The organism is Haloferula sp. BvORR071 (assembly GCF_000739615.1).
Taxonomy (GTDB): Bacteria; Verrucomicrobiota; Verrucomicrobiia; order Verrucomicrobiales; family Akkermansiaceae; genus Haloferula.
Genome location: NZ_BATP01000006.1, coordinates 86,515 through 110,777 on the forward strand (window position 1 = coordinate 86,515; position 24,263 = coordinate 110,777).

Consider the following 24,263-nt stretch of genomic DNA (forward strand, 5'->3'; position numbering starts at 1 on the left):
AATACAAATAGACGCAATTCGCTCATGCTACTTGACCGGACGTCAAATTTGTCAGACTACTTTCGGAATCCCCGGGAACCCGAATCTTAACCCTGCCCGGGGAAATCGTAACCCGTTTGAGTAACCCATGACTTCCCACAGACTCCGCCAGCACCTGCTGGCCCTGACCCTCCCTGCCGGATGTGCGCTCACCCCCGTGGTGGCCCATGCCCAATCCACTTGGAACGGCACCACCAGCACCGCTTGGAATCTCGCCGGCAACTGGAGCCCGGGTATTCCCGCCGAGAGTTCCAACATCATCATCAATAACACGACCACCAACGGTCTGACACTTGATGCCAACCATACCATCGGGACTCTGACCTACGGCTCGGTGGAACCTCTCCGGGTTAGTGGCTTCACCCTGAACACCCAGGCGGCGAACACCCTGACCATCAACAGCGGTCTGACCGCCAACGGTGCTTTCACCGGTGTGGGGCCGACCTTCCGCGGCAACTTCAACATCGCCAACAACCAGACCTTCACGATCGCGGGTACGGCAGGCAACGTTACTACCGATGCCGGACTGCTGATCCGCGGCCTGACCGACGTGGCCACCACGCCTTCAAACGGCAATATCGCCCTGAACGGGACTCTCACCAAGGAAGGTATCGGACAACTCTGCATCATCGGGTCCAGCATCACCGGTCCGGGCAGCCTGATCGCAAACGCAGGCGCGCTGAAATTCAACGCAGGGGGCAACCAAGCATTCACGCTGCTCGCAAACGGGAGCGCCAATGTCACGGTGAACAACTCAGCCTCGTTGCTGATCTCCCGCAACTCGGGAACCTTCAACGTCACCCGCCCGATCATCCTCAACAACAGCGCGGGGCTCGTTTTCGGCGGTAACACGGACAACACCACTTTCGGGTCCGACTTCACCTTCAACGGCACCCACACCGTCAACGTCTCGCGAAACTTCACGCTCACCGGCGCGATCACTACCGCCTCCTCGGCAATCACGCGCACGGGCGGCAGTATTCTCAACCTCACCGGCAACATCAGCGGTTTCAACGGCACCCTGATCAACACCGCCGGCACCCTGACTATCGCGAACGCCTTCCCGGGCACCCTGCAGCAGACCACCGGTGGCTCTACCACGGTCAATGGCCTGCTCCAAGGTACCGCCTCTGTCACCGGCGGCACGCTCACTTTGGCGGGTGGTGTCTCCACCAACGTGACCGCCACGGGGGGCACCCTGAACCTCACCGGCCCTGCAGACGGAAACGTCACGGTCACGAATGCAACCCTGAACAGTGAGAGCAATGTGGGGGGAAGCCTGGAATTCACCAATTCCACCCTCGGGATCAATGGCTCCACCCCGGCAGTGCTGCATACCCCCTTCGACGTGGTCATCAACGGAACGGTGACAGTAGCCCTGTCGGGAGGCATCCCACTGGCCACGCCATTCAAAGTGCTGTCCTATGACGGCAGCATCATCGGTGATGAAACCAATTTCACCTTGGCTGGCGGCGCAAATGCCTACCGGGGATTCACATTCACCAACAACACCGCCGCCAAGAGCATCGACCTGAGTGTAAACGCCGGGGCCGTGACATGGACAGGTGCCGCGAATGCCAACTGGGATATCAACACCTCCGCAAACTGGAGCGGGAGCTCCGACAAGTTCTTCCAGGTGGATGCGGTGACCTTCCCCTCCGTGGCGTCGAACAAGCTGATCTCCATCGTCACCACGGTCACCCCGCGGAGCATTACCTTCGAGAACGAACTCGGAAACGACTATGCACTTTCATCCCCCGGGACCGCCTTCATTACCGGCACCACCTCGATCACCAAGAACGGTGGCGGAGTGACCCAGCTTGGCGGAGCCAACGGCCAAAACTACACCGGCCCGATCAACGTCAATGCCGGGACTCTGCGCATGGGCAGCCGTGATGCCTTCGGCCTCAACTCCGGCATCACGATTGCCAGCGGCGGACAAATCGACATCAACGGACAGACCCCGGGCACTGTTGCCACCGGTGGCTACACCTACACGATCTCCGGCACTGGCCCTGCGCCCGCGAATGCCGGCGCGCTGGTCAACAACGGTGTGGCGGTCAACGAGAATGCCGGCGTGAAAAACCTGATTCTCGCCGCGGACGCAACCCTTGGTGGCGTAGGCCGCTTTGACATCGGCTATGCCGGTCTGGGTGGATTCGGCACCATCACTGGCAACGGCCACACCCTGACGGTCACCAATACCGGCGCCGTGGACTTCCGTGGCGACGCGAGTGCCACCCCGATCAACATCGTCGCCAATGCCGGCACCATCTATGCGGAGGACAACAACAATGCCTACGGTGGGACCACCGGCACGGTCACGGTGAATGCCGGTGCCAAGGCCGGCACCTATGGAGTCCGGAGTATCGCTACTCCCGTGACATTGAACACCAATGGCACCCTGCACAACCAAGGCGGTGGCGTTGGCACTTGGACCGGCACCATCACGCTGGCAGGCACTGGCACTGCCTTCGATACGAATGGCACAAACATTATCATGGCCGGGACGATTGCCGAAACCGGCGGCGCCCGAGTGCTGACCAAGGGCAATACCGGAGCAACCCTCGCCACGCTCATCATCAGCGGCACCGCAGCCAACACGGGCAATACCTCGATCACCAATGGCTGGCTCCAGATCGGCAACGGCGGCACCACCGGCTCGATCAACACCAACCCGGTGGACCTCGTTTCGGCGACCTCCGGTCTGATCATCAACCGTTCGGATGATGTGACGATTCCCAACGTGATCACGGGCTTGGGCCCGGCGGCCAATGCCTCCAATCCGGCGGCCTTGACCAAGTACGGAACCGGCACTCTCACACTCACCGGCGCCAGCACCTATACCGGTGCCACGCGCATCGATGGAGGAGCGGTTGCAATCGGCTCGAACGACACTGTCTTCGGCACCGGCCTGCTGGATCTGCGCGCCGGCACGGTCCGCGCCTCGGACGCGACCGCGCGGACCATCAGCAACTCGGTCTCCTACAGCGCCAATATGACCCTCGGCTCGGCCACCACCGGCAACCTGCTGTTCACCGGCGGAACGAACGTTGGTGGCGGTGCAAAAGCCTTCACCGTCCAGAACGCTGTTACCGAATTCAGCGGATTTATCACAGGCGGGGCATCGACCAGCACCCTAACCAAGGACGGCCCGGGTCTGCTGATCTTCAGCAACGACAACAACTACCTCCAGACCAATACCATCACCGCTGGTATCCTGCAGGTGGGCAACGGCGGCACCACCGGCACCCTCAGCTCCACCGCTGTGATCAACAACGCCTCGCTGGTGATCAATCGCAGCCAGATCGATGAGATCACTCCGTTCACCTTCGCCAACAACATCTCCGGCACCGGCACCCTCACCCACTCCGGACCGGCCAATACGATCCTGAGCGGAGCCAACACCTACACCGGTGACACCATCATCACGAATGGCATCCTCACTCATCCAAACGCGAACTTCGCCGATACGGCGGGGATCTCGATCTCGGGAACCGGGAAGCTCGACCTTACCCATGTGGGAACCGACACGGTCTTGAAGCTGACCCTTAACGGAGCAGCCAAGGCCCCGGGCGTGTATGGGGCCACGGGATCCGGGGCACAGTTCGAAACACCCCTCATCACTGGCACCGGGACATTGACCGTGACCAGCGATGGATCGAGCACTCCCTACTCGTCCTGGGCCACGGACAAGGGCCTGACCGGTGCCAACAATGCCCCGACCGCCAATCCGGATCAGGACAAGTACAACAACCTGACCGAGTTCGCCATCGACGGCGATCCGCTGTCCGGCAAAGCCAGCGGCAAGGTCGTTGTGAAGGTGGCCAGCGTGGGCGGAGTCCAGGCGCTGACCCTGACGCTGCCGGTGCGCACCGGCGTGGGTACCTTCGCGGGCGCCACCGCACTCAGCGCTACCGGCGATGGGGTCACCTGCACCATCGAGGGTAGCGATACACTCGGCGCGTCCTCTTGGACACTGGACATCGATGAAGTGACCGGTGCCGACGCCACGGCAATCCAAGCGGGCCTGCCGGCCCTGAGCGGTGCTGGCTGGACCTACCGGACCTTCCGCAGCCCGGGAGCGATCACGGGAGATCCGAGCGACTTCATCCGCGTGCGCGTGGACTAAGCCTTCTGGGTGGGTAACAAAGAAATCGGCAAGCACCCGGCCCTGCATAGGGCCGGGTGCTTTTTTTGTTCCGCTGGCAAGTGTCACTCCGTACGGAAGATCACAGTACCGTGATCCACATCCGCGGTGATGACATCGCCTTCCTTGAACTTGCCATCGAGCAGGTCGAGCGAGAGCGGATCGAGCAGATGATGCTGGATCGAGCGCTTGAGCGGGCGGGCGCCATAGACCGGGTCGTAGCCTTGATTGCCGATGTATTCCTTGGCCTTCTCTGTGAGTGCAAGCGCGAGCCCTTGCTTGGCCAGGCGCTTGCGCACGCGGTCGAGCTGGATATCGACGATGGTGGTCAGCTCCTCGCGCTTGAGGCGGTCGAAGATGATGGTCTCGTCGATGCGATTCAGGAACTCGGGGCGGAAGTACTGCCGCAGTGCCTCGGTGACCTTGGCCTCGCGCTGCTCGGCATTCTCCTCATCGAGGATATACTGGCTGCCGATGTTCGAGGTCATGATCAGGACCGTGTTGCGGAAGTCCACCGTGCGGCCCTGGCCATCGGTAATCCGGCCGTCGTCGAGCACTTGGAGCAGGACATTGAAGACATCCGGGTGAGCCTTCTCGATCTCATCGAAGAGCACTACCGAGTAAGGCTTGCGCCGCACGTGCTCGGAGAGCTGGCCGCCTTGATCGTAGCCGACGTAGCCCGGGGGCGCGCCAATCAAACGCGAGACGCTGTGCTTCTCCATGTACTCGGACATGTCGATGCGGACCATCGCGTGCTCGTCGTCGAAGAGGAACTCGGCCAAGGCCTTCGAGAGCTCGGTCTTCCCCACCCCGGTGGGACCGAGGAAAAGAAAGGAGCCGATTGGACGGTTCTCGTCCTGGAGGCCGGCACGGGCGCGGCGGACAGCATTCGATACTGCCTTGATCGCCTTCTTCTGGCCGATCACCCGCTCGCCGAGACGTTGTTCCATGTGGACGAGCTTCTCCTTCTCGCCCTCTTGCAAGCGCGAGACAGGGATGCCGGTCCACGAGGAAACGACGCGAGCGATGTCTTCCTCGGTGACTTCCTCTTTGAGAATCGCGCCGGATTTCTGGAGTTCGGTCAGGTGTTCCTTGGCCGCATCCAGATCCCGGTGTGCCTCCGGAATGCGCCCGTAAGTAATTTCCGAAGCACGGCTAAGGTCGCCAATCCGCTGGGCCTGTTCGGCCTCGGTCTTGAGCGCATCGATCTGCTCCTGGGCGCTGCGTACCTGGTCGATGATATCCTTCTCGTTGCGCCATTGGCCCATGAGTGCGGCGGACTTCTCCTTCAGGTTCGCCTGCTCCTCCTTGACCTTCTCCAGGCGAGCCTGGCTGGCCTTGTCGGATTCCTTCTCCAGAGCCTTCTTCTCCATCTCGAGTTGGAGCACCTCACGCTCGATCTGGTCGATCTCCGTGGGCATGGAGTCGAGCTCGATCTTGAGGCGGGCACCAGCCTCATCGACGAGGTCGACGGCTTTGTCCGGCAGGAAGCGGTCGGAAATGTAGCGGTCCGAAAGCATCGCGGCGGAGACCAGCGCGCCGTCCTGGATGCGGACGCCGTGATGGACTTCGTAGCGCTCCTTCAGGCCACGCAGGATCGCGATGGTGTCTTCCACCGAGGGCTCACCGACCATCACCGGCTGGAAGCGACGCTCAAGCGCGGCATCCTTCTCGATGTACTTGCGGTATTCATCGAGCGTGGTCGCGCCGATGGTGCGGAGTTCACCGCGGGCAAGCTGGGGCTTGAGCAGGTTCGCGGCGTCCACCGCGCCCTCACTGGCACCCGCGCCTACGATGGTGTGGAGCTCGTCGATGAAGAGGATGATCTCGCCTGCGGACTCCGTGACTTCCTTGAGGAAGGCCTTCAGGCGCTCCTCGAATTCGCCGCGATACTTCGCACCGGCGAGCATGCCACCCACGTCCATCACGATGATGCGCTTGTCCTTCATCGAGTCTGGCACGTCACCGGAGACGATGCGGCGCGCGAGGCCTTCGACGATGGCGGTCTTGCCGACCCCGGGCTCGCCGATCAGCACCGGATTATTCTTGGTGCGGCGTGAGAGCACCTGCATCACGCGGCGGATCTCATTGTCGCGACCGATCACCGGATCGATCTTGCCTTCGCGGGCGCGGGCAGTGAGGTCGGTTCCGTATTTCTCAAGGGTCTGGTATTTGCCCTCGGGATCTTGATCCACCACCTTCTGCGGCCCGCGAATGGATTCGATTGCCTTGCGGGCCTTCTTCTCATCAAGGCCGGCTTCCTTGAGAAGTTTTCCTTCCGGAGCGTCGGCCTTGAGCGCACCCAGCAAGACGTGCTCAACGCTGAGAAAATCATCGCCCATCGCCTCGCGGATCTCGTCCGCGGCGTCGAGCGTGGCGCGCAGACCGTAGCTGATCTGCGGCTGAGTGGTTCCGCCCTGCTGGCTGGGCTCGCGGGTGAGCGCAGAGGCCACGGCGGCCTTCAGGCGCGTGACGTCGATGCCTGCACCTTGCAGGATCGGCACGAGAATGCCGCCCTCCTGCTGGAGCAGGGCGAGGAGAAGATGGGTGCCTTTGAGTTCGGGGTGAGCCGACTTGGAGGCAAGTCGTTGGGCGGCTTGGAGCGCCTCTTGAAGTTTGTTGGTGAGCTTGTCGAGTCCCATGGGAGTCGGGGTTGCGAAGGGCAATTTAGAAGGAGGTCCGGCCTCATGCCAGAGCCCGCTTGCGTTTCTTTTGGACCGGTCGCATCGGAGTGAATTTAAGCAAACGTTTTGTTCCGGATTCTTGCTATGATCCGCACCCGGAAGATTGCCGGGATTTTTCCTGTCACAGTTCCCGCGGCACCGGAGGAATAGGGGCAAAATGACGGAACGCAGCGACGCCGATTTGCTCCAAAGCTGGTCCACCGAGGGCTCGGAGAAGGCCTTCGCGGAGCTGGCACGGCGCTATGGCGGCCTGATCTACCACGCATCCCTGCGACAAACTGGACGCGGCGATCTGGCTCAAGAGGCCGCACAAAATGCGCTGCTGATCCTGGCTCGCAAGGCGAAGGGGCTGGGCGAGGTGCCGAGTCTTGCCGGATGGCTGCACCGAACCGCCTGCTACGAAGCCGCCAAACTCCTGCGCCGGGAGCGCCGGCACGACGCCCGCATGAAACAAATGCCCGTTCCCGATAGTCCCGACGACGGCGAACATGGGTGGCTGGAGGCAGCGCCCTTGCTGGACCAAGCTCTGGACAGCCTTCCACCGAAGGACCGTGACCTGATCTTCCTGCGCTTCTTCCAAAATCTAAGCTTTGAGGAAATCGCGCAGCGCTGCGGTGGTGAATCCACCGCGTGGCGGAAGCGCAGCTCGCGGGCGATGGAGAAGCTGCGGCTGGCGCTGACGAAGCGCGGTGTGGCGTTGAGCGGCTCGGCCTTGGTTACCGGGCTGGGCACCAGCCTCTCACAAGCGGCCCCGCCCGCTGTAATGGCCACCCTGACGGCATCGCCCGCTGCGGGAGCGGCGGCGCTTTCCTGGACCACCCTCGCCTCGCATTCCCTGCATCTCATGAAACTCCATCCCGCGACCGCCGTGATCGTGACCTTGCTCCTCACCGCGCTGCCACTGAGCGTGCAGGCTTTTGCCAATGCAGCGGCCCGGGACCGGATCGCCCTGCTGGAAGCCGGCCAGGGTCGTGCCACAGGCCAAGCGAGCGTCGCGCGGGGCATTGCCCCGGCCGCTACCGCCAAGGTCAGCAAGCAGAGCATCCTCTGGCTCGCCGATCAGATCTCGAAGGGCTCAGGCTCGCGCCAGTCGGGCGCCGCAGTGAAGAGAATGCTGCGGAGCTTGAATGCCGAAGAGCTGGACCAGCTCTTGCGCGAAGCGATCGCGGTCAATCTCCCCTCCACCACTCTCCAAAGCCTCCTTGGCCAAGTCCTGAACCAAACGACTTTCTCCACGACTTCACCGCTTCCGCCGGAGCGTTTCTTGGAGACCCTCGCTCTCTTGGCCGATCATTTGGATACGAAGGGGCAAGAATTGGTCTGGGCCTATTCCGACCGCTCGATCAAGAAGTGGGTCGAGGAGGATCCGGAAAAGGCGGTGGCCTGGTATCGCAGCGAGGTCAAATCAGGGCGGTTCGACTTCACGCGCCTGAACCTCCTCATTCCGGGCGAACTCTACGCCAGCCTGCGCAAGGCCGATCCGCAGGCGGCAGAGGACTTCTACGCCACGCTCACGGAAGATGAGAGGATTCCGGTGATCCAGCTATTCAAGCGCTCTGGAACACCAGAGGAACTCCTGGACCTGGCAGCGAAGTTTGAAGACCCCGCGAAGCGCCAAGTTCCGCTGCTGACGAAGTTCCAGTATGGAACGAAGGACAAGTCTCCGGCGGAAGTGCGGGCATGGGTGGACCGCGCGGGAGTATCCGGAACTGATGCGGCGGCACTACTCGCAGCCGCAGCGGAAGGCGATCCCTACCGAGAGGATGGAGGCGTGCAGTACTACAGTGGAATGAAAACCGACCAGATCGCCGAGCGGATCGCCTGGCTGCACGATCCAGCGATGGGCGGAGAGTCATCTGCAGCCATTGGGATTTTCTTGGCCAGCAGCATGACCTCTGCGCCGGAACAAACCCGGGAAGCTCTGACGGCGGAGTGGGAGCGCCATCCCGACCAGGAGATGCTGGAGGCATACTTCCGCCACGCGGGAGCGAGCTTCCCCGGGGTCATCGACGCACTCGATCGCTATCGCCAGCTTGAGGATCGTGAAAACCGGGAAGAACTGCTCCGCGAACTTCTCAAAACCCCTGCCGGACAAGAGGTGCTTGCGAAGATGAACCGGGAAGGCGTCCCCGCCAAGGACCTCGAAGAGGCCGAACTTCCAACCGAACTCTTCCGATGAGATTACTGCTTTTTGCCATCATCGCCGCGGCGATCCTGTTAGGTTTCCAGCAAGGCCGGGAATCCCTGCGGCTTGCGGCGCAGGAGAAGGAATTGAGCGCGATTGGCAAGACTAGAGCTGGGGAGACATCAGGTGAAGCATCAACGCTTGCCACGAGCGGCTCCGCAGTTGCAGCGAAGATCGAGCGCCAGGCACAGGGCAAGTTCAATGCCACGGCCTACATCGCCAAGTGCAGGGCGCTGATCCTGATGGCCATGGTGCGCGAGCCGAACTTCGGTGAAGATGACTTCGTTCAGCACGACCTCTTGGATGCAACTACCGAGGACCTCCTGCAACTTCTGGACCAGCTCCACGAGTCTGGAATTCCCGAGGAATTCTGGAGTCTGATCTACGAAAGCGCCTCGCCCCGCCTTCTCGACAAGGATCCGCTCCGTGCCTGCGAGTTTTCCATGAAGGGTGGCGATATTGAGAACTTCACCCTCGTTGTCAGAAGCTGGATAGCCCGCGACCCGCAGGCCGCGGGAGAGTGGTTGAAGATGAAAACCCAAGCGGAGCCACCCCTGAACGAGAAGACCTTCCGCACCTACTACTCCCATCCAGAAGAGCTGTATGTGCCGGGCCTCCAACTCGCGGCGAGCATCGCCGCGGCACCAGCCACCGCGGATCTTGAAGTCTTGACCAAGCTGGACGGATCGAAGCTGAAGGCGAGCTTGGATGACCTGCTCCACGTGCTGCCGCCGGATCGCCTGCCGCTACTGCTGAAGCGCCTCGCGGAGTGCGGCCGCGAGGACCTGGTGGAGATGGCCATCAAGCAACACCCCGAACCGGCCCTGGCCAGGGAGTATCTAACGAGCGCCTCTCTGCCCCCGGCGACATTCACACGAGCAGCGGAGCTGGCCCTGAGTGAACTTCAGCCCGGTGATTTGCCGGGCGCAATGAAGTGGTATCTGAAGGCCACTGATCCGGCCCTGCGGGGCGAGGGCTTACAGAGGATCGTGAGCTCGTGGACGCAGGAGAATCCACACTCTGCCGCCGCATGGATCGAGCAGCTACCGGAGGGAGCAGATCGGAAACTGGCGAAGGAGGCCTACGAAGATGCACGGGCGCATCCGCCGCCCAAGAAAGCGCGGCCATGGTAGCACGATTTTGATTGGGCGGAGGCGGGGGATTCGGCGAGGCTGGCGCGGTGAAACGGGCCTTGGTGATTGTCTTGGATTCGGTGGGATGTGGGGGCGCGCCGGATGCTGCTGACTTCGGCGATGCCGGGGCGGACACCTTGGGGCATCTCTTCGAACGCGAGCTACTGGAGCTGCCAAATCTGGCCAAGCTCGGGCTCCTCGAAGTGCTCGACCGCGGCCCCACCTCTACCCTCCCCGGTGCAGCCTGGGCCAAAATGAGCGAGAAGTCGGTAGGTAAGGACACCAGCACCGGCCACTGGGAACTGGCGGGCTGCGTGTTGCCTCAGCCCTTCGATACTTTCACCAGTTTCCCTCAGGATTTGTTAGATGAGATCGGCGGCCCCTTCCTGGGCAACTTCGCCGCTTCGGGCACGGAGATCCTTGAGCAACTCGGCGAGGAGCACCTCCTGACGGGATATCCGATCGTTTACACTAGCGCGGACTCCGTGCTGCAGATCGCGGCCCACGAAGAGCGCTACGGCCTGGAGAAACTCTGGGCTCTCTGTAAGCGTGCTCGCGAAGTCTTGGACCGCCGCGGCATCCGCATCGGCCGGGTGATCGCCCGCCCCTTCCTCGGCGACTCAGCGACGACCTTCAAGCGGACATCAAACCGCCACGACTACTCGCTGATGCCTCCGGAGACCGTGCTCAACCGCTTGCAAACCGCGGGCCTGGAGACCCTCGGCGTGGGCAAGATCTCGGACATCTTCGCCGGCTCCGGAATCTCGGAATCGCATCCGACGAAGTCGAATGCGGATGGGATGGCGACGATCGGAAAGCTATGGGCCGACCCGCGAAAGAGGCCGCATCTGATCTTCGCGAATCTAGTGGATTTCGACATGCTCTATGGCCATCGACGGGATCCGGCCGGCTACGCGAACTGCCTGCGGGAGTTCGATGCATGGCTCGGGGATTTCTTGCCGCAGGTCGGCGGGGATTTCCTTCTAATCACCGCCGACCACGGGAACGACCCCTACCACAGCGGTACCGACCACACCCGCGAGCAGGTTCCGCTGCTGACCTTGAATGCGCCCCGGCCTCTTGTTGCAAGTGATGACTTCACCCAGGTTGCGAGGCTTGTCGCAGCTCACTTCGGGTTGGACGCCTGAGTGATTCGGAATAGCGTTAGAACGTGAGCACGGAGTTGAAAGTAGTCGAGGTGGAGAGCGGGCTCGGGATCGTCTTGCCCGACTCTCTTTTGGAGAAGCTCGGACTCGTGCTCGGCGACTCGCTGACACTCACTGAAACCGCCCGCGGATTCGCGCTCTCCGCCGCAGAGGACGAGTTTTCCCGCCAGATGAGATTGGCGGAGGAGATCATGCGTGAAGACCGCGACGTACTCCACCTTCTCGCCCAGTAGCCATGAACATGCCCGTCTGGATTCCCAAGGAGGTTGTTCTCGCGCTGCACCAACGCCAGGTCGAGGAACACGGTGGCGATGCCGGCATCCGCGATGAGACCCTGTTAGAGTCGGCTCTCGCCCGCCCGCAGCAACGCTATACCTACGACTCCTCGGCAGACCTCTGTGCCCTCGCAGCCTCCTACGCCAAGGGCCTGGCCAAGAATCACCCCTTCATCGACGGCAACAAGCGCACCGCCTTCGTCGTTTACCGGCTCTTCCTCCTGCGCAATGGCATCACCGCCACCGCGCAACAAGACGACCGCTATTCCACCGCCCTCGGCCTCGCCGCCGGCGAACTGGAGGAAGAAGCATTCGCCACCTGGCTTCGCGCGAACACCGCACCCATTTCATGAAGCTTCACGTCCCCACTCTCATCGCCCGCAAGCGCGAAGGCGAAACGCTCGATCCGGCGGAGATCAAGCTGCTCATCGAAGGCTACACTTCTGGCGAAATCCCCGACTACCAGATGTCAGCCTTCGCGATGGCGGTCTTTTTCAAGGGGATGGATGCCGTGGAGACGGCAGCACTGACCAAGGCGATGATGGCGAGTGGCGATGTCTTCCACCACCGCGACGGGCATCCGCAGGTGGTGGACAAGCATTCCACCGGCGGCATCGGCGACAAGGTCTCCCTGATCCTCGCCCCGCTGGTGGCCTGCACCGGAGTCTGGGTGCCCATGGTCTCCGGCCGCGGCCTTGGCATCACCGGAGGAACGCTCGACAAGCTGGAGTCAATCCCCGGCTTCAAGGTCGGGATCACCATTCCGGAGGCGCAGAACCTTTTGGAGAAAATCGGCGTGGTGATGATGGGCCAGACCGACCGCTTCTGCCCGGCCGACAAGAAGCTCTATGCCCTGCGCGACGTGACCGGCACGGTGCCTTCGATCCCGTTGATCACCGCCTCGATCATGTCCAAGAAGCTGTCCGAGTCGCTCGACAAGCTGGTGCTGGACGTGAAGTTCGGCAGTGGTGCCTTTATGAAGACCGAGAAGGAGGCCCGCGTGCTGGCGGACTCGATGATCGCGGTCGGCCATGAAATGGGCGTGGAGGTGCATGCCATCCTCAATCCCATGAGCGAGCCGCTCGGCCGGGCGGTCGGCAATTCGCTCGAAGTCATCGAGTCGCTCGAGTGTCTCGAAGGCGGCGGCCCTGAAGACCTGCGCAAGCTGGTGCTCGACCTCGCCGAGAAGATCAGCCCCGTCTCCCGCGGCGAGCTGGAAAAGCTGCTAGACGACGGCTCGGCACGGAAGAAGTTCGACGAGATCGTGAAAGCCCACGGCGGCAAGCCCTCCGATCTGCCAAAGCTCGGAAGCATCCATCACACGCCGATCATCCGCGAGTTCCCCGCTCCCAACACGGGCACCGTGACTCGTGCCGATGCCGGAATGGTCGGCCAAGCCGCAGTCCAACTTGGTGCCGGTCGCGCGCGCGCCACCGACGGAGTCGATCACGCCGTCGGCTTCGACAGCCTGGTGAAGGTCGGTGAGCATATTCACCAAGGCCACGCACTATGCCGGATCCATGCCCGCACTGCGGTGGACTTCGAGATCGCAGAGGCGATGCTGGAGAAGGCCATCCGGATCGAGCCTTAGAGCATCAGGGAGCGCTTTGAAAGCGGTCAATCTTGCTCGATAGGAAATAGCAGACGATCCCGAAAGCCCCCCAGAAACAGCACCAAGCCCAAGAACTCCAAGCGCCCACTCCAACCATTAGCATAGTGAGCCAAGCCCCGATCGCGAAGACTGAATAGGCCTGTCCGACAACGAGCAAGGGCTTCGCAACGACACGCAAGGGATGATCCGGCCAGCGGGCACGCCTGGGATCATCATGAGGCGCACGTGTAAGTTGAATCATCCAGCCGGCGCCAAGCAAGATCGCGAACAAGGCGCAGAAGGCACCCAGCATCACCAAGGAAGCCGCAATGCCCGCAAGCACTGCACCAGGTTCTTCGCCGATTGCCGCCGTTTTGAAGGTTCCAATCAGACAGACCATAGCCACACCAGCGGTCGGCAAGGTGAGGATGATGGTGATAGCATGGAGAAACCCCAAGCTCAGCCGGGCACCCAGCGGAATTCTCCCGCCGGGTGCCTCTTGTATTTCGTCCGGCTCCTGATCCATCGTCTCCCGCTTGTCCGGGTGAAGCGGAAAGCGGTGCTTACTTCAATACCGCAGCGTGGAACTCGTACCAATCGTCCAGATTGTTCAGGTTCACCGCGTCCTTGCAGGCACAGTCGTCATCCGGCAATCCGCAGGCGGAGAGCACGGACTGGCGGGTGGCATCGCTGTGGATGTAGCCGGTGATCGCGGCGTTCAGCTTGGCGATGGAGGCGGCATCCACGGAGGTCCCGTTGGCCTTTACCCACGCTTCGAATTCGGGGTAGGTCGGGCGGCTGGTGGCGATGTAGTCGAGCACCGCGTCCCGCTTCAGGCCGAGGCCATCGATCACCATCTGGTCGTAGCCCTGGCCTGCACCGGGATAGCCATCGGCCAGCTGGCCACGGGCTTCCAGGGAGGCCTTGAGCCAAAGGCGCGGCAGGTGGAGGACGCCGAGCGGGCCGGCGGTGCCGGAACTGATGAGAGGAACGATTTTCATAGTTTGAGAAGCAGACCCGCTTTCCCGGCTGGCGTCAATTGGAGGCTGGAACAATATTGACGCTTTTGAACGGTATAATCATGGCGCTTGTCCTTGCAAGGGACGGGCGGGGAGCGCGTATGCTGGGTGCATGCGCCCGATTCTGCTCCTCGCTCTGCTGGTGCCCCACTTGTCTGCACAAGATAGGCCGAATATCCTGTTTTTGTTCTCGGATGACCACGCGTTGAACGCGATTTCGGCCTATGGGGGGCCCCTCAAGGATCTGGCACCGACGCCTAACATCGACCGGATCGCCAAGGAGGGCGAGATCTTCACCCGCTCCTACTGCGGGAATTCCATCTGCGGGCCCTCCCGGGCGACAATCCTGACCGGAAAGCATAGCCACATCAACGGCTTTCTGGACAACAACAACGCCCGCTTCGACGGAAGCCAGACCACCTTCCCCAAGCTGCTGCAGAAGGCCGGCTACCAGACCTCCATGATCGGCAAGTGGCACCTCGTCAGCGAGCCCACGGGCTTTGACAACTGGGAAGTCCTCTTGGACCAAGGCACCTACTACAATCCGGATTTCCTCTCCGCGAAAGGCAAGAGCCGGGTGGAAGGCTATTGCACGGATATCATCACGGACAAGGCCATCGCCTGGCTGGATGGCCGGGACAAGAGCAAGCCCTTCCTGCTGATGTGCCAGCACAAGGCGCCGCACCGCAACTGGGCCCCTGCCCCGCGGCACCTGGAGCTGTTCAAGGATGTGACCTTTCCGGAACCAGCCACGCTCTTCGACGACTACGCGAACCGCAGCGGGACGCTGAAGGAGCAGGAGATGAGTATCGCCAAGAACTTCTCCTGGGCCGCGGACATGAAATTCAAGGGCGAGAACCTTTTCCCCGACAACTTCACCAATGAGGGCAAGAACGGCGAGTATCTGCGGATGACGCCGGAGCAGCAGGCAACTTGGGATGCGGCGCATGACGCTGAGAACGCCGCCTTCATCGAGGATGTGAAGTCCGGGAAGATCGCCGGCAAGGACATCACCCGCTGGAAGTACCAGCGCTACATGAGGGACTACCTGCGCTGCGTGCGGGCGGTGGACGAGAATGTGGGGCGCATGCTCGACTATCTGGACAAGAACGACCTGACCAAGAACACGCTCGTGGTCTACGCCTCCGATCAGGGCTTCTACCTGGGCGAGCACGGCTGGTTCGACAAGCGTTGGATGTTCGAGCAGAGCCTGTCGATGCCCTTCCTGGTCCGCTGGCCGGGCGTGGCTCCCGCCGGGGTGAAGAACGACGCGCTGGTGCAGAACATCGACTACGCGCCGACCTTCCTAGAGGCGGCGGGGCAGCCGATCCCGGCGACGGTGCAGGGCAAGAGCCTGCTGCCGGTGCTGAAGGGCCAGAAGCCGGCCGACTGGCGGAAGGAAATCTACTACTTTTATAGTGGCGAGGCGACTCACCACGTGGCGGCCCACGACGGCATCCGCACGGAGACCCACAAGCTGATGTACTTCCCCGGCACCAAGGAGTGGAACCTCTTCGATCTGCAGAAGGACCCGGACGAAATGAAATCCGTCCATGATGACCCGGCCTATGCCACGGTCTTCGAGGACATGAAGAAGCGCTACGCCGAGGAGCGGGCCCGCTATCACATGAGTGCCGCGACCTTGCCTGGGAACCGGACCGAGCCGTGGTGGAAGCAGCGCCACCAGCAGAAGTCAGCACTGGCCAAGCAGGGGGGCCATGACCTCGTCTTCATCGGCGACTCGATCACCCAGGGCTGGGAAGGCCATGGCAAGGCGACCTGGGACAAATACTATGCCGGGCGCAAGGCACTGAACCTCGGATTCTCCGGCGACCGCACGGAGCACGTGCTGTGGCGTCTGATGAACGGCGAACTGGAGAACGTCGATCCCAAGGCCTTCGTCATCATGATCGGCACCAACAATACCGGTCACCGCCAGGACCCGCCCGAGCAGACGGCGGAAGCGATCAAGCTGATCATCGAACTCCTTCAGGACCGTAAGCCGAATGCCAAGATTCTGCTGCTGTCCGTCTTCCCGCGCGCCGAGAAGCCCGACGCCCCCCTCCGACAGATCAACCAGGGCATCAACGAGAAGATCAAGGGCTTCGCGGACAGCGACAAGGTGCAGTGGCTCGATATGACTGGCAGCTTCCTGGCCCCCGATGGCACCCTGCCGAAGGAACTGATGCCGGATTTCCTGCACCCGCAGGGTCCCGGCTACGAGATCTGGGCAAAAGCGATGGAAAGCAAGATTGCGGCCCTCACAGGAACTGCTGAAATCCCCTAGTTCTCCACATGAAAGCCGTTGCCATTACCCAGAAGCTGCCGCTCGAAGATCCGTCCTGCTTTGTCACCGTCGACCTGCCCGATCCGGAGCCAGGGCCGCGCGACCTGCTGGTGCGGGTCAAGGCGATCGGCATCAACCCCGTGGACTACAAGCAGCGCAAGGCGCGCGGCGAAAGCGACACCGCACCGCGGATCCTCGGCTGGGATGGCAGCGGCATTGTGGAAGCCGTGGGAAGTGACGTGCGGATGTTCCGCCGCGGCGACGAGGTCTATTACTCCGGCGACGTGACCCGCCCGGGCTCGAATGCCGAGCTGCAACTGGTCGACGAGCGGATCGCGGCGAAGAAGCCGGAGAGCCTGGACTTCGCGGCGGCTGCTGCCTTGCCGCTGACGGCAGTCACGGCGTGGGAATGCTTGTTTGATCGACTGGGACTTATCCCGGGAGACCTAGCACAGGGCAAGGACAAGACCCTGCTGATTCTCAGCGGTGCGGGCGGCGTGGGTTCGATCGGCATTCAACTCGCGGCGGTGCTTACTGGCTTCACGGTCATCGCCACTGCCTCGCGACCTGAGACGGTCGAGTGGTGCTACAAGATGGGCGCTCATCATGTGATCGACCACAGCGGCGATTGGCCGGCGGAGCTGGCGAAGATCGGCTACCCCACGGTCGACTACATCGCTTGCTTCGCGGATACCACCGCGCACTGGAAGTCGATGGCACAGGCGATCGTGCCACAGGGCAAGATCACCGCCATCGTCGAGTCCGCGGAGATCCCTGACATCGGCCTGCTCAAGAGCAAGAGCGTGGCCTTCATCTGGGAGTTCATGTTCACCCGCTCGATGTTCCAGACGCCGGACATAGTGGCGCAGCACGATATCCTCAAGGAGGTCGCCATGCTGGTGGATGCGGGGCGGATCCGCAGCACGATGAAGGTGAATGGCGGCGTGCTATCCCCCGAAACCCTGGCCACCGCCCACCGCGAGCAGGAAGGCGGCAAGGTGATCGGCAAGCAGGTGCTCGAAGTCGCGTGGTAGCGAAGGACCATCTCCAGCGGCAAGGCTGGGCCATCCACCGCAGCGGAATCGCCGCGGCGACTCTGGCCCTGCTTCGCGACTCCATCTTCACGCCGGGAGCCGCGGGCACGCGCTGTCTGCTCGATCTACCCGAAGTTCAGGCCGCAGCCCGGGACCTGCGATCAGAACTGGTGACCGCCGGAATTCTTCCTTCTGCCGCGGTCGCCATCCAAGCCATCGCCTTCGACAAGACCCCCGACACGAACTGGAAAGTCGCCTGGCACCAAGACTTGATGTTCCCCTTCGCCCGGCTCGTTCAGGCTGCCGGCTACGACCTCCCGTCAAAAAAGGATGGCGTCGACTTCGCCCGCCCTCCCCTACCCGTCCTGGAGCAACTCTTGGCAGTGCGCCTGCACCTCGACGATTGCGATGAGACCAACGGTCCCCTGCGAGTGAGTCCAGGCAGCCACCGCCAAGGACTCATCCCTTCCCGTGATTGCTCGACGAAGGCCGCCGAACTCGGCGAACACCCTTGTCTGGCCAAGGAGGGCGAAGCATTGCTAATGCACCCTTTGCTCCTTCACGCGTCCTCACCGGCAAGCAGGCCGAGACATCGGCGGGTACTTCACCTCGTCTATCATTCGGGCGAAGATCTTCCGGAAGCTTGGCACCGGAAGCTGTGAGAAGAAATGCAAGCTTCTAGCGCACCGGGTCCTCGACACGCGGGGGTGGCGAAAGACGCGTTTCCGGAGTTCCCAGAACCTTGAGCATCGGATTCTCCGGCACGGGGGCCGGCGCTTCCTCTGATTCCAAGATCACGGGGCCAGGAATCTTCTCACCAGGCTTCTGGGCGTCGCGCTTGGCTTTGACCTCAGCGAATTTCTTCATTCTTTCCTTCGCCTTGAGTTCGAACGCCTCCTGCTCCTCCTTGGTCATGGGCGTATAGAGGGGGGGGTACGCTCGGGCGGGGGGGGCGGATCATTACTCGCGCCCGTGATCATGGCGAACCTGATCACAAAAAAGAGCGGGATCCAAATAAGTCGCCCGGACCACCAGGAGCCACCGGACCTCGCCGTTTCAGCTCGGCGCTTTTTCTTGGGCGCCCGATCATCGTACTGTGGGTGCTCCAGCTTGCGGCGGCGCGAGGACGAGCCGCCCGAAGACCGCGAACCAGAGCTTCCCGATCCCTGCGTCCAAGCCATCGTCTCGCCGCTGCCGGAGGAGGCAGTGCCCGGATCACCTGTCATCAAGGGCGAACGCGGCGCTTCGAAGTCGAAGCTGGCCGCGACCTCATCTGGCAAGAGCGAGAAGAGCACCAGGAAGGTCTGGCTGCCGCGCGTGAGGCCATTGCTCAGCCACCTCAGGGCTTCGCGGCTTTCCTCATCGGCCCAGGCATCCTTGCCCGGCGTATTCATGAGCCGCTGGCGCCAGTACGACTTGAAGCGGTCAGGCACAGAGTAGAGCAGCTTCGCCATCGCTTCATGGCGGTCGATGAACTGCATGTGGTAGTCGCGTTCCCCACGAGCCAAATGCTGATAGGCGAAGTCGGCCAGCGGTCCCTGATGCCGCGACACCCAGAATGCCGCGGCACCCGCAAGCCGGGCCGCGACATAGCCGGCCCCGGGATTCGCGATCCGCTGCTGGTTCTGCAAGAGCAAGTTCGCCAGGTTCGAGATCCCCTGCGGACTCCCCTGGCGGTCGAGCCGATCGACAATCGCGACAGTGGCGGCAGCCCCTCCATGCTCAAGCTCGAAGAGCATCGCCTCCGGCCTGAGGCGGACCTCCGGATGATCGGAGTGACGGATGATCAAGTCATGCATGAACTCACCCCAGCGCATGATCTCCGCGGGATGGAGGTAGAGCGCAGCCTCCACCTCGCGCATCAGGCTGGCGATGCCCGGCTGCTGGTCCTTGATCGCCGCATCGATCCTGTCGAATACCGCCGTGATCGCCTGCAGGCCCGGGGATAGCTCGACGGCTTGCGCCGCCGGAAGCTCTTCAGCAACAGGAATCGCAGCCTCAATCCCCGCCGACGCGTCTTCCTCCACTGTATCAAGACCGGCATCGTCGATCGCCGCCGGCACCCGCCCTGTTAGATCCCGCCACTGGAGTTCCTGGAGCGCGGCGGTGTAGGCGTCGTGCAGCTTGCGGAAGCCCTCCGGATCCTGGTCGGGCCGGCAGTTCTTCAGGCGCTTGGCATACGCGCGCTTGACGTCGCGCTCGGTGGCTTGCGCGGGATCGAGTTCGAGAGTGGTCCAGGGCATGGCGCGGGGTATTCTGTTAGGCGTCGGCGGATCCGGGCTGGCGTTCGCCCTCATGCTCGAAGTAGCTGCGCAGGAAGCTATCCAGAACCGCGGCGCTGGGTTTGATCAGATGCGGATCCTGGGATTCCAGTGCGGCCTCGAATTGGTTGGTCAGCGAATCCAGGTGATCGCGTGCGTGACCGACCAATTCGGCATACACGCGGTTGGCGCGCTCCAGTCGGGCGCGGTTCGGCAGCAGGTCGCGCGGATGAAGCTTCAGCGGCTGCATGCGGGCAATCGCCTCCTCGATCTCGCGCTTCGAAAGCGAGCCCGGGCGCTGCTCGATCACCAGTCGCTTCTTCTGGCCGCTGGAGAGCACAGTGACCTCCACCTCGAGGATACCATTCATGTCGTAGGAGAAGCGGATGTCGATCTCCCCCGGATGCTTCTGGCCCGGCACATGGCGCAGACCATTCACCGCGACCTGACCAATCTTCTGGTTATCCTTCGTCATCCGCGCCTCACCTTGGAAGACTTCTACCTCCACGATATCCTGCTGCGGGTGCATGGTATTGAAGACCCGGCTGCGGCTAACGGGCACAGTGGTATTGCGATCGATGATCGGCGCGAAGAAGCCGGACTCCGGCCGTCCGCTCCCCCCTTCCTTCGCCATCTCGATCCCCAGGGTGTGCGGGCAGACGTCTGTTAGGACGATATCCCCCACCGCCGCATCATTGGCACACAGGCCGGCCTGCACCGCCGCACCGAGCGCGACCACGCGATCCGGATCCAGCTTGGCGGTTGCAATCCGTTTGAGCTGATCATGAATAAACTCGTGGACCGCACTCATGCGGCTGGCACCACCGACAAGCAGCACGTCATTGAGATCAGAAGCAGCGATGCCGGCATCGCGCATACATCGCGTGACCACCGGCCGCAGGCGCGCGGTGATGGAGGCAGTCGCGTCCTTGAAATCATCCCGGGTCACATCGACCAGACTCCCATTCACTGAGACACGGGTCAGCTCATGCACGGCCAGCATGCGCTTGGCCACCTCCACGCGCTGGCGCCAGTTGCCAGCCTGAGATCGCTCAGGGCTCCAGGCATGCTTCTTCTCCAGCCAAGCGCAGAGGGCATCGGTATAGTCCTCGCCGCCCAAGCGGCTCTCGCCAGCGGAGGACTTCACCTCCACCACACCGTCGAAGATTTCTAACAGCGTCACGTCGAAGGTTCCTCCGCCCAGATCGAAAACGAGCACCTGCGTCTCCTGCTCGGGATTGCGGTATCCATAGGCCAGCGCGGCGGCGGTCGGCTCGTTGATGATGCGCTCCACCTTGAGGCCTGCGATCTTCGCAGCCTCCACCGTCGCCTGCCGCTGTTGATCGTGGAAATAGGCCGGCACCGTGATCACCGCCTCGGTGACCGCACTGCCGAGCTGCATCTCGGCAATCCGCTTCATCTCCGCCAAGATCATCGCGGAGCAAGTCACCGGGTTCCAGTCCTTGCCACCGAAGCGATACCGAGCGGCCGTCCCCATGTCCCGCTTGAAACAGGCCATGCCCGAGCCGGGATCGACGATCAGGCGATCCTTCGCAGCCCGCCCAACCAGAATGCGGCCGTCCTCCGCCGCAGCAACGACACTGGGAGTCAACTCCTCCCCGAGCTCGTTTGCGAGCACCCGAGGGTGCCCGTTTTCAAACACGGCCACGAGGCTGTTGGTGGTGCCAAGGTCGATTCCGATCACGAGCGGAGGCTGCCGGAGCCCGCATCAAATGACAATAGCATGTCCACCTATCTCCCAGAAGCCGCCAGGCAGCCACGGCGGGTCTCCTGTCGTCCATTGCCAGATAGAGCAATGCTACGGAATGCCCGGTCCGGCCCCGATGACCAAGGATTGCTTGAGATCCGTAGGTGGATGATCTCCCCGCCAGCGCCGTCAAGCCCCGTGCACCATCCCGCACTCGCCTTCATATTCCACGGCGGTGATCGAGTCACAGGGCATCTGCATCTTCTGGAACCACGCGGCGAGGGCGGCCTCATCCTGGGCCTCCATCACACAGAAGATCTTTCCTTCGGAGAGATTCATGAAGCTCTTGTAGGGCTTCACCACCGGATCCTGTTTCGCCGCTGCGGCGATCTGGTCGATCTGGCCGGGGGAGATCGCGCCCGCGGGCACGGTATGACTACTCATGTACTTCTTCATGGCATTCTGGGGTTCAGGGGAAATGCCGGACGAGGGTGAGCGCCGATACACACGGCCGACGGCAACCGCCCAGCATAGCGGTCCGCCGACTGAGTGCCAGACGAAAACGTCACGCCATCTGCCCCTGGCAACTCATGTCCCGACCACCTCAATGAGGCTCCCGCAGCAGCGCGACCACATAGGCCTCCCGCGCCTTGCCGTCCTCACCCAGCGAATCCAAGAGCACCCAGCCATCTTCGTCGAGGCGGCCCAGTTCCTCCTGCATGTTTTCGGTCCAGCGCGGATACCACAACTTGTCGCCCTTCGCGTACTTGTCCTGGACGATCCGGCACTCGCGGAAACGCATGCGGATCCGGGTCTTTGGAGGGTCCTGCTCGACCGCGGAAAGCTGGCCGGTGATCCGGATTCCGAGTCGACGGGGTTCCTTGGCCTCGGGGTCGGGACTGGCCACAGTCGGGTCGGTCTGGTCGATGTCGAACTTGCCGTCCGCGCCGATGCTGCCGGAAAAAGCGGTCTTGGGATCCAGGCCGGCGCGCAGTTGCGGGAGTTCCGGTGCCGGCCCCTTCAGCTTCACGCGGTAGATCCGGATCTCGTCCGCTCCCGCCATACCCGCGAGACCGAGAAGCAGGACCAGGCAGCGACGGGTGATGGCGGAGTTCATTCCCCCCCTTCCCTAGCAGATTCCCGGGGGCGCTCAATCCTCCAATCACAGCCCGGAAATCCCCACGGCCCGGCCTTCCATTCCCCTTGCGTGCGGCGCATTCCCTCCTAGCCTCATTTCCGATGCTCGCGCGACTTATCGCCACCCTCACTCTCGCCGCCCCGGCATCGCTGCTGGCGCAGGCGGAAGCCCCTCCCATCCCGAAAACCCCGGCCGGTGCCCCCTCCGACATCTACCGCTCGGCGGTGCGGATCGAAGCGGCGGTGCAGGTGCCGGACTACACCACGCCGTGGAATAGCGGCCGCTTCGGCGGCGGCATCGGAACCGGCTTCCTGATCGGGGAGAACCAGTTCCTGACCAACGCGCACGTAATTTCGAACGAGCGCCGCCTGCTGATCACGATCCACGGCAGCTCGAAGAAATACCCGGCACGGGTGAAGTTCGTGGCCCATGACTGCGATCTGGCCCTGCTGGAGGTTGAGGACTTCAGCGACTTCAAGAAGGTCCCGAAACTCAGCTTCGGCGATGTGCCGCAGCTTGAAAGCCAGGTCCGCGTGATCGGCTACCCGATCGGCGGCGAGCGGCTCTCGGTGACGCGCGGGGTGGTCTCGCGGATCGACTTCTCGTCCTACTCTCACTCGCGCGCCGACCAGCACCTGATCGTGCAGATCGATGCGGCGATCAACCCGGGCAACTCCGGCGGTCCGGTGGTGCAGGATGGCAAGGTCGTGGGGGTCGCCTTCCAAGGGCTGCGCCAGGCCGACAACACCGGCTACATCATCCCCACGCCGGTGATCCGCCGCTTCCTCAAGGACATCGAGGACGGCAGCTATGACCAGTATGTGGACCTGGGTGCGGCGACCTTCCCGCTCTTCAATCCGGCGATGCGCAAATCGCTCAAGATGGAAGACAACGGTCTGGGCGTGCTCGTCACCGATGTGACCAAGACCGGTGCCTGTGATGGCACCCTGGAGCCCGGCGACGTGCTGCTTTCGATCGACGGCCATGACGTGGACAGCGGCGGCCAGATCTTGCTCGATGGCGAAAAGGTGGATCTCAACGAAGTGGTCGAGCGCAAGTTCGCGGGTGATACTGTGGCGCTCAAGTGGCAGCGGGCTGGCAATGTGATCGCGAAGGAGATCGCGCTCAAGACCCTGCCGCCGTCGCGGATGTATGCGATCCAGTATGAGAAGAAGCCGCGCTACACGGTCTTCGCCGGTCTGGTGTTCCAGCCGCTCGATACGAATCTTTTCGCGGCTTCGAAGTTCGACGACGTGAACGTCCGCCGCCTCTACAGCGACTACGTGCCGAAGGGCCTCTTCACCGAGCGCCAGGACATCGTGGTGCTGACCCGGATCGAGAGTGATCCGCTCAACAGCCAGCTCGGCGGCTTCGACGGCCTGGCCGTGGACAAGATCAACGGCACGATGGTGAAGAGCCTCAAGCAAGCGCACGAGCTGCTGAATCCCGAGACCGCGCCGGACTACTTCGTGATCGAGCTCTTCGGAGCCAACCGCCCGATTGTGATCCCGGGCAAGGACGTGGCTGCCGCGAATGAGCGGGTCCGCCGCACCTATTCGATCGAACGCCTTTCCAATCTCACCGAGTGAAGCC

General features: G+C 62.5%; 19 protein-coding genes. 11 read left to right on the forward strand and 8 right to left on the reverse strand.

What is annotated here, in order from left to right:
- The first annotated feature begins 127 nt into the window (after positions 1-127).
- Complete coding sequence (locus BV071_RS05190; RefSeq protein ID WP_035603120.1) at positions 128-4,171, forward strand: autotransporter-associated beta strand repeat-containing protein; 4,044 nt, start codon at positions 128-130, stop codon at positions 4,169-4,171.
- 83 nt (positions 4,172-4,254) lie between these two features.
- Here the strand turns inward: BV071_RS05190 and clpB are convergent, their stop codons facing one another.
- Positions 4,255-6,831, reverse strand: coding sequence for an ATP-dependent chaperone ClpB (gene clpB / locus BV071_RS05195; RefSeq protein WP_035603123.1), 2,577 nt, complete (start codon positions 6,829-6,831; stop codon positions 4,255-4,257).
- A gap of 199 nt (positions 6,832-7,030) precedes the next feature.
- Here clpB and BV071_RS05200 point away from each other — a divergent pair, with 199 nt between their 5' ends.
- From BV071_RS05200 to BV071_RS05225, 6 genes are read left to right on the forward strand one after another with little or no spacing between them, the layout of a single operon-like run.
- Positions 7,031-9,052, forward strand: coding sequence for a sigma-70 family RNA polymerase sigma factor (locus tag BV071_RS05200; protein WP_035603125.1), 2,022 nt, complete (start codon positions 7,031-7,033; stop codon positions 9,050-9,052).
- The gene (locus BV071_RS05205; protein WP_035603127.1) at positions 9,049-10,191 is read left to right on the forward strand and encodes a hypothetical protein; all 1,143 of its coding nucleotides are present in this window, start codon (positions 9,049-9,051) and stop codon (positions 10,189-10,191) included. Before BV071_RS05200 ends, BV071_RS05205 begins: the two co-directional genes overlap by 4 nt.
- Before the next feature lie 47 nt (positions 10,192-10,238).
- On the forward strand, positions 10,239-11,339 hold the full coding sequence (locus tag BV071_RS05210; protein WP_035603193.1) for a phosphopentomutase: 1,101 nt from the start codon (positions 10,239-10,241) through the stop codon (positions 11,337-11,339).
- A gap of 23 nt (positions 11,340-11,362) precedes the next feature.
- Positions 11,363-11,590, forward strand: a complete 228-nt coding sequence (locus tag BV071_RS05215) for a hypothetical protein (protein ID WP_035603129.1) — start codon at positions 11,363-11,365, stop codon at positions 11,588-11,590.
- A gap of 2 nt (positions 11,591-11,592) precedes the next feature.
- On the forward strand, positions 11,593-11,985 hold the full coding sequence (locus tag BV071_RS05220) for a type II toxin-antitoxin system death-on-curing family toxin (protein WP_035603132.1): 393 nt from the start codon (positions 11,593-11,595) through the stop codon (positions 11,983-11,985).
- Complete coding sequence (locus tag BV071_RS05225; protein ID WP_052572921.1) at positions 11,982-13,223, forward strand: thymidine phosphorylase; 1,242 nt, start codon at positions 11,982-11,984, stop codon at positions 13,221-13,223. Before BV071_RS05220 ends, BV071_RS05225 begins: the two co-directional genes overlap by 4 nt.
- Before the next feature lie 4 nt (positions 13,224-13,227).
- On the opposite strand, the gene BV071_RS05230 is transcribed toward BV071_RS05225, so the two are convergent.
- Together BV071_RS05230 and BV071_RS05235 are read right to left on the reverse strand one after the other, a co-directional pair.
- Positions 13,228-13,749, reverse strand: a complete 522-nt coding sequence (locus BV071_RS05230; RefSeq protein WP_035603134.1) for a hypothetical protein — start codon at positions 13,747-13,749, stop codon at positions 13,228-13,230.
- Between the two features lie 37 nt (positions 13,750-13,786).
- Entirely contained in the window at positions 13,787-14,224 is a 438-nt protein-coding gene (locus BV071_RS05235; protein WP_035603136.1) for a hypothetical protein, read from the reverse strand.
- A 130-nt stretch (positions 14,225-14,354) separates the two neighbouring features.
- Between BV071_RS05235 and BV071_RS05240 the strand changes: the two genes are divergently transcribed.
- Genes BV071_RS05240 through BV071_RS05250 form a run of 3 tightly spaced genes read left to right on the forward strand, consistent with a single transcriptional unit; the run spans position 14,355 to position 18,225 of the window.
- Positions 14,355-16,529: a sulfatase/phosphatase domain-containing protein gene (locus tag BV071_RS05240; RefSeq protein ID WP_035603138.1), complete on the forward strand. Its 2,175-nt coding sequence runs from the start codon at positions 14,355-14,357 to the stop codon at positions 16,527-16,529.
- A gap of 8 nt (positions 16,530-16,537) precedes the next feature.
- A complete protein-coding gene (locus tag BV071_RS05245; protein WP_035603140.1) occupies positions 16,538-17,563 on the forward strand; it encodes a zinc-binding alcohol dehydrogenase family protein in 1,026 nt (341 codons plus the stop codon).
- A complete protein-coding gene (locus tag BV071_RS05250; protein WP_035603142.1) occupies positions 17,557-18,225 on the forward strand; it encodes a phytanoyl-CoA dioxygenase family protein in 669 nt (222 codons plus the stop codon). Before BV071_RS05245 ends, BV071_RS05250 begins: the two co-directional genes overlap by 7 nt.
- 16 nt (positions 18,226-18,241) lie before the next feature.
- On the opposite strand, the gene BV071_RS05255 is transcribed toward BV071_RS05250, so the two are convergent.
- The 5 genes from BV071_RS05255 to BV071_RS05275 all read right to left on the reverse strand — a co-directional run bounded on the left by BV071_RS05255 (position 18,242) and on the right by BV071_RS05275 (position 22,649).
- Entirely contained in the window at positions 18,242-18,478 is a 237-nt protein-coding gene (locus BV071_RS05255) for a hypothetical protein (protein WP_035603143.1), read from the reverse strand.
- A complete protein-coding gene (locus BV071_RS05260; protein ID WP_035603145.1) occupies positions 18,475-19,806 on the reverse strand; it encodes a hypothetical protein in 1,332 nt (443 codons plus the stop codon). The genes BV071_RS05255 and BV071_RS05260 overlap by 4 nt, the downstream gene beginning before the upstream one ends.
- A 16-nt stretch (positions 19,807-19,822) precedes the next feature.
- On the reverse strand, positions 19,823-21,529 hold the full coding sequence (locus BV071_RS05265; RefSeq protein WP_035603147.1) for an Hsp70 family protein: 1,707 nt from the start codon (positions 21,527-21,529) through the stop codon (positions 19,823-19,825).
- Between the two features lie 192 nt (positions 21,530-21,721).
- A complete protein-coding gene (locus BV071_RS05270) occupies positions 21,722-21,988 on the reverse strand; it encodes a nickel-binding protein (protein ID WP_035603149.1) in 267 nt (88 codons plus the stop codon).
- A gap of 148 nt (positions 21,989-22,136) precedes the next feature.
- Positions 22,137-22,649, reverse strand: coding sequence for a hypothetical protein (locus BV071_RS05275; RefSeq protein ID WP_035603151.1), 513 nt, complete (start codon positions 22,647-22,649; stop codon positions 22,137-22,139).
- A gap of 122 nt (positions 22,650-22,771) precedes the next feature.
- On the opposite strand from BV071_RS05275, the gene BV071_RS05280 reads away from it, so the two are divergent.
- Positions 22,772-24,259, forward strand: a complete 1,488-nt coding sequence (locus BV071_RS05280) for a trypsin-like peptidase domain-containing protein (RefSeq protein WP_035603153.1) — start codon at positions 22,772-22,774, stop codon at positions 24,257-24,259.
- The last annotated feature ends 4 nt before the right edge of the window (positions 24,260-24,263 follow it).

Coding starts and splice junctions, on each gene's coding strand:
- BV071_RS05190 (WP_035603120.1), top strand. CDS start 128: ATGACTTCCCACAGACTCCGCCAGCACCTGCTGGCCCTGACCCTCCCT.
- clpB (WP_035603123.1), bottom strand. CDS start 6,831: ATGGGACTCGACAAGCTCACCAACAAACTTCAAGAGGCGCTCCAAGCC.
- BV071_RS05200 (WP_035603125.1), top strand. CDS start 7,031: ATGACGGAACGCAGCGACGCCGATTTGCTCCAAAGCTGGTCCACCGAG.
- BV071_RS05205 (WP_035603127.1), top strand. CDS start 9,049: ATGAGATTACTGCTTTTTGCCATCATCGCCGCGGCGATCCTGTTAGGT.
- BV071_RS05220 (WP_035603132.1), top strand. CDS start 11,593: ATGAACATGCCCGTCTGGATTCCCAAGGAGGTTGTTCTCGCGCTGCAC.
- BV071_RS05225 (WP_052572921.1), top strand. CDS start 11,982: ATGAAGCTTCACGTCCCCACTCTCATCGCCCGCAAGCGCGAAGGCGAA.
- BV071_RS05230 (WP_035603134.1), bottom strand. CDS start 13,749: ATGGATCAGGAGCCGGACGAAATACAAGAGGCACCCGGCGGGAGAATT.
- BV071_RS05235 (WP_035603136.1), bottom strand. CDS start 14,224: ATGAAAATCGTTCCTCTCATCAGTTCCGGCACCGCCGGCCCGCTCGGC.
- BV071_RS05240 (WP_035603138.1), top strand. CDS start 14,355: ATGCGCCCGATTCTGCTCCTCGCTCTGCTGGTGCCCCACTTGTCTGCA.
- BV071_RS05245 (WP_035603140.1), top strand. CDS start 16,538: ATGAAAGCCGTTGCCATTACCCAGAAGCTGCCGCTCGAAGATCCGTCC.
- BV071_RS05255 (WP_035603143.1), bottom strand. CDS start 18,478: ATGACCAAGGAGGAGCAGGAGGCGTTCGAACTCAAGGCGAAGGAAAGA.
- BV071_RS05260 (WP_035603145.1), bottom strand. CDS start 19,806: ATGCCCTGGACCACTCTCGAACTCGATCCCGCGCAAGCCACCGAGCGC.
- BV071_RS05270 (WP_035603149.1), bottom strand. CDS start 21,988: ATGAAGAAGTACATGAGTAGTCATACCGTGCCCGCGGGCGCGATCTCC.
- BV071_RS05275 (WP_035603151.1), bottom strand. CDS start 22,649: ATGAACTCCGCCATCACCCGTCGCTGCCTGGTCCTGCTTCTCGGTCTC.
- BV071_RS05280 (WP_035603153.1), top strand. CDS start 22,772: ATGCTCGCGCGACTTATCGCCACCCTCACTCTCGCCGCCCCGGCATCG.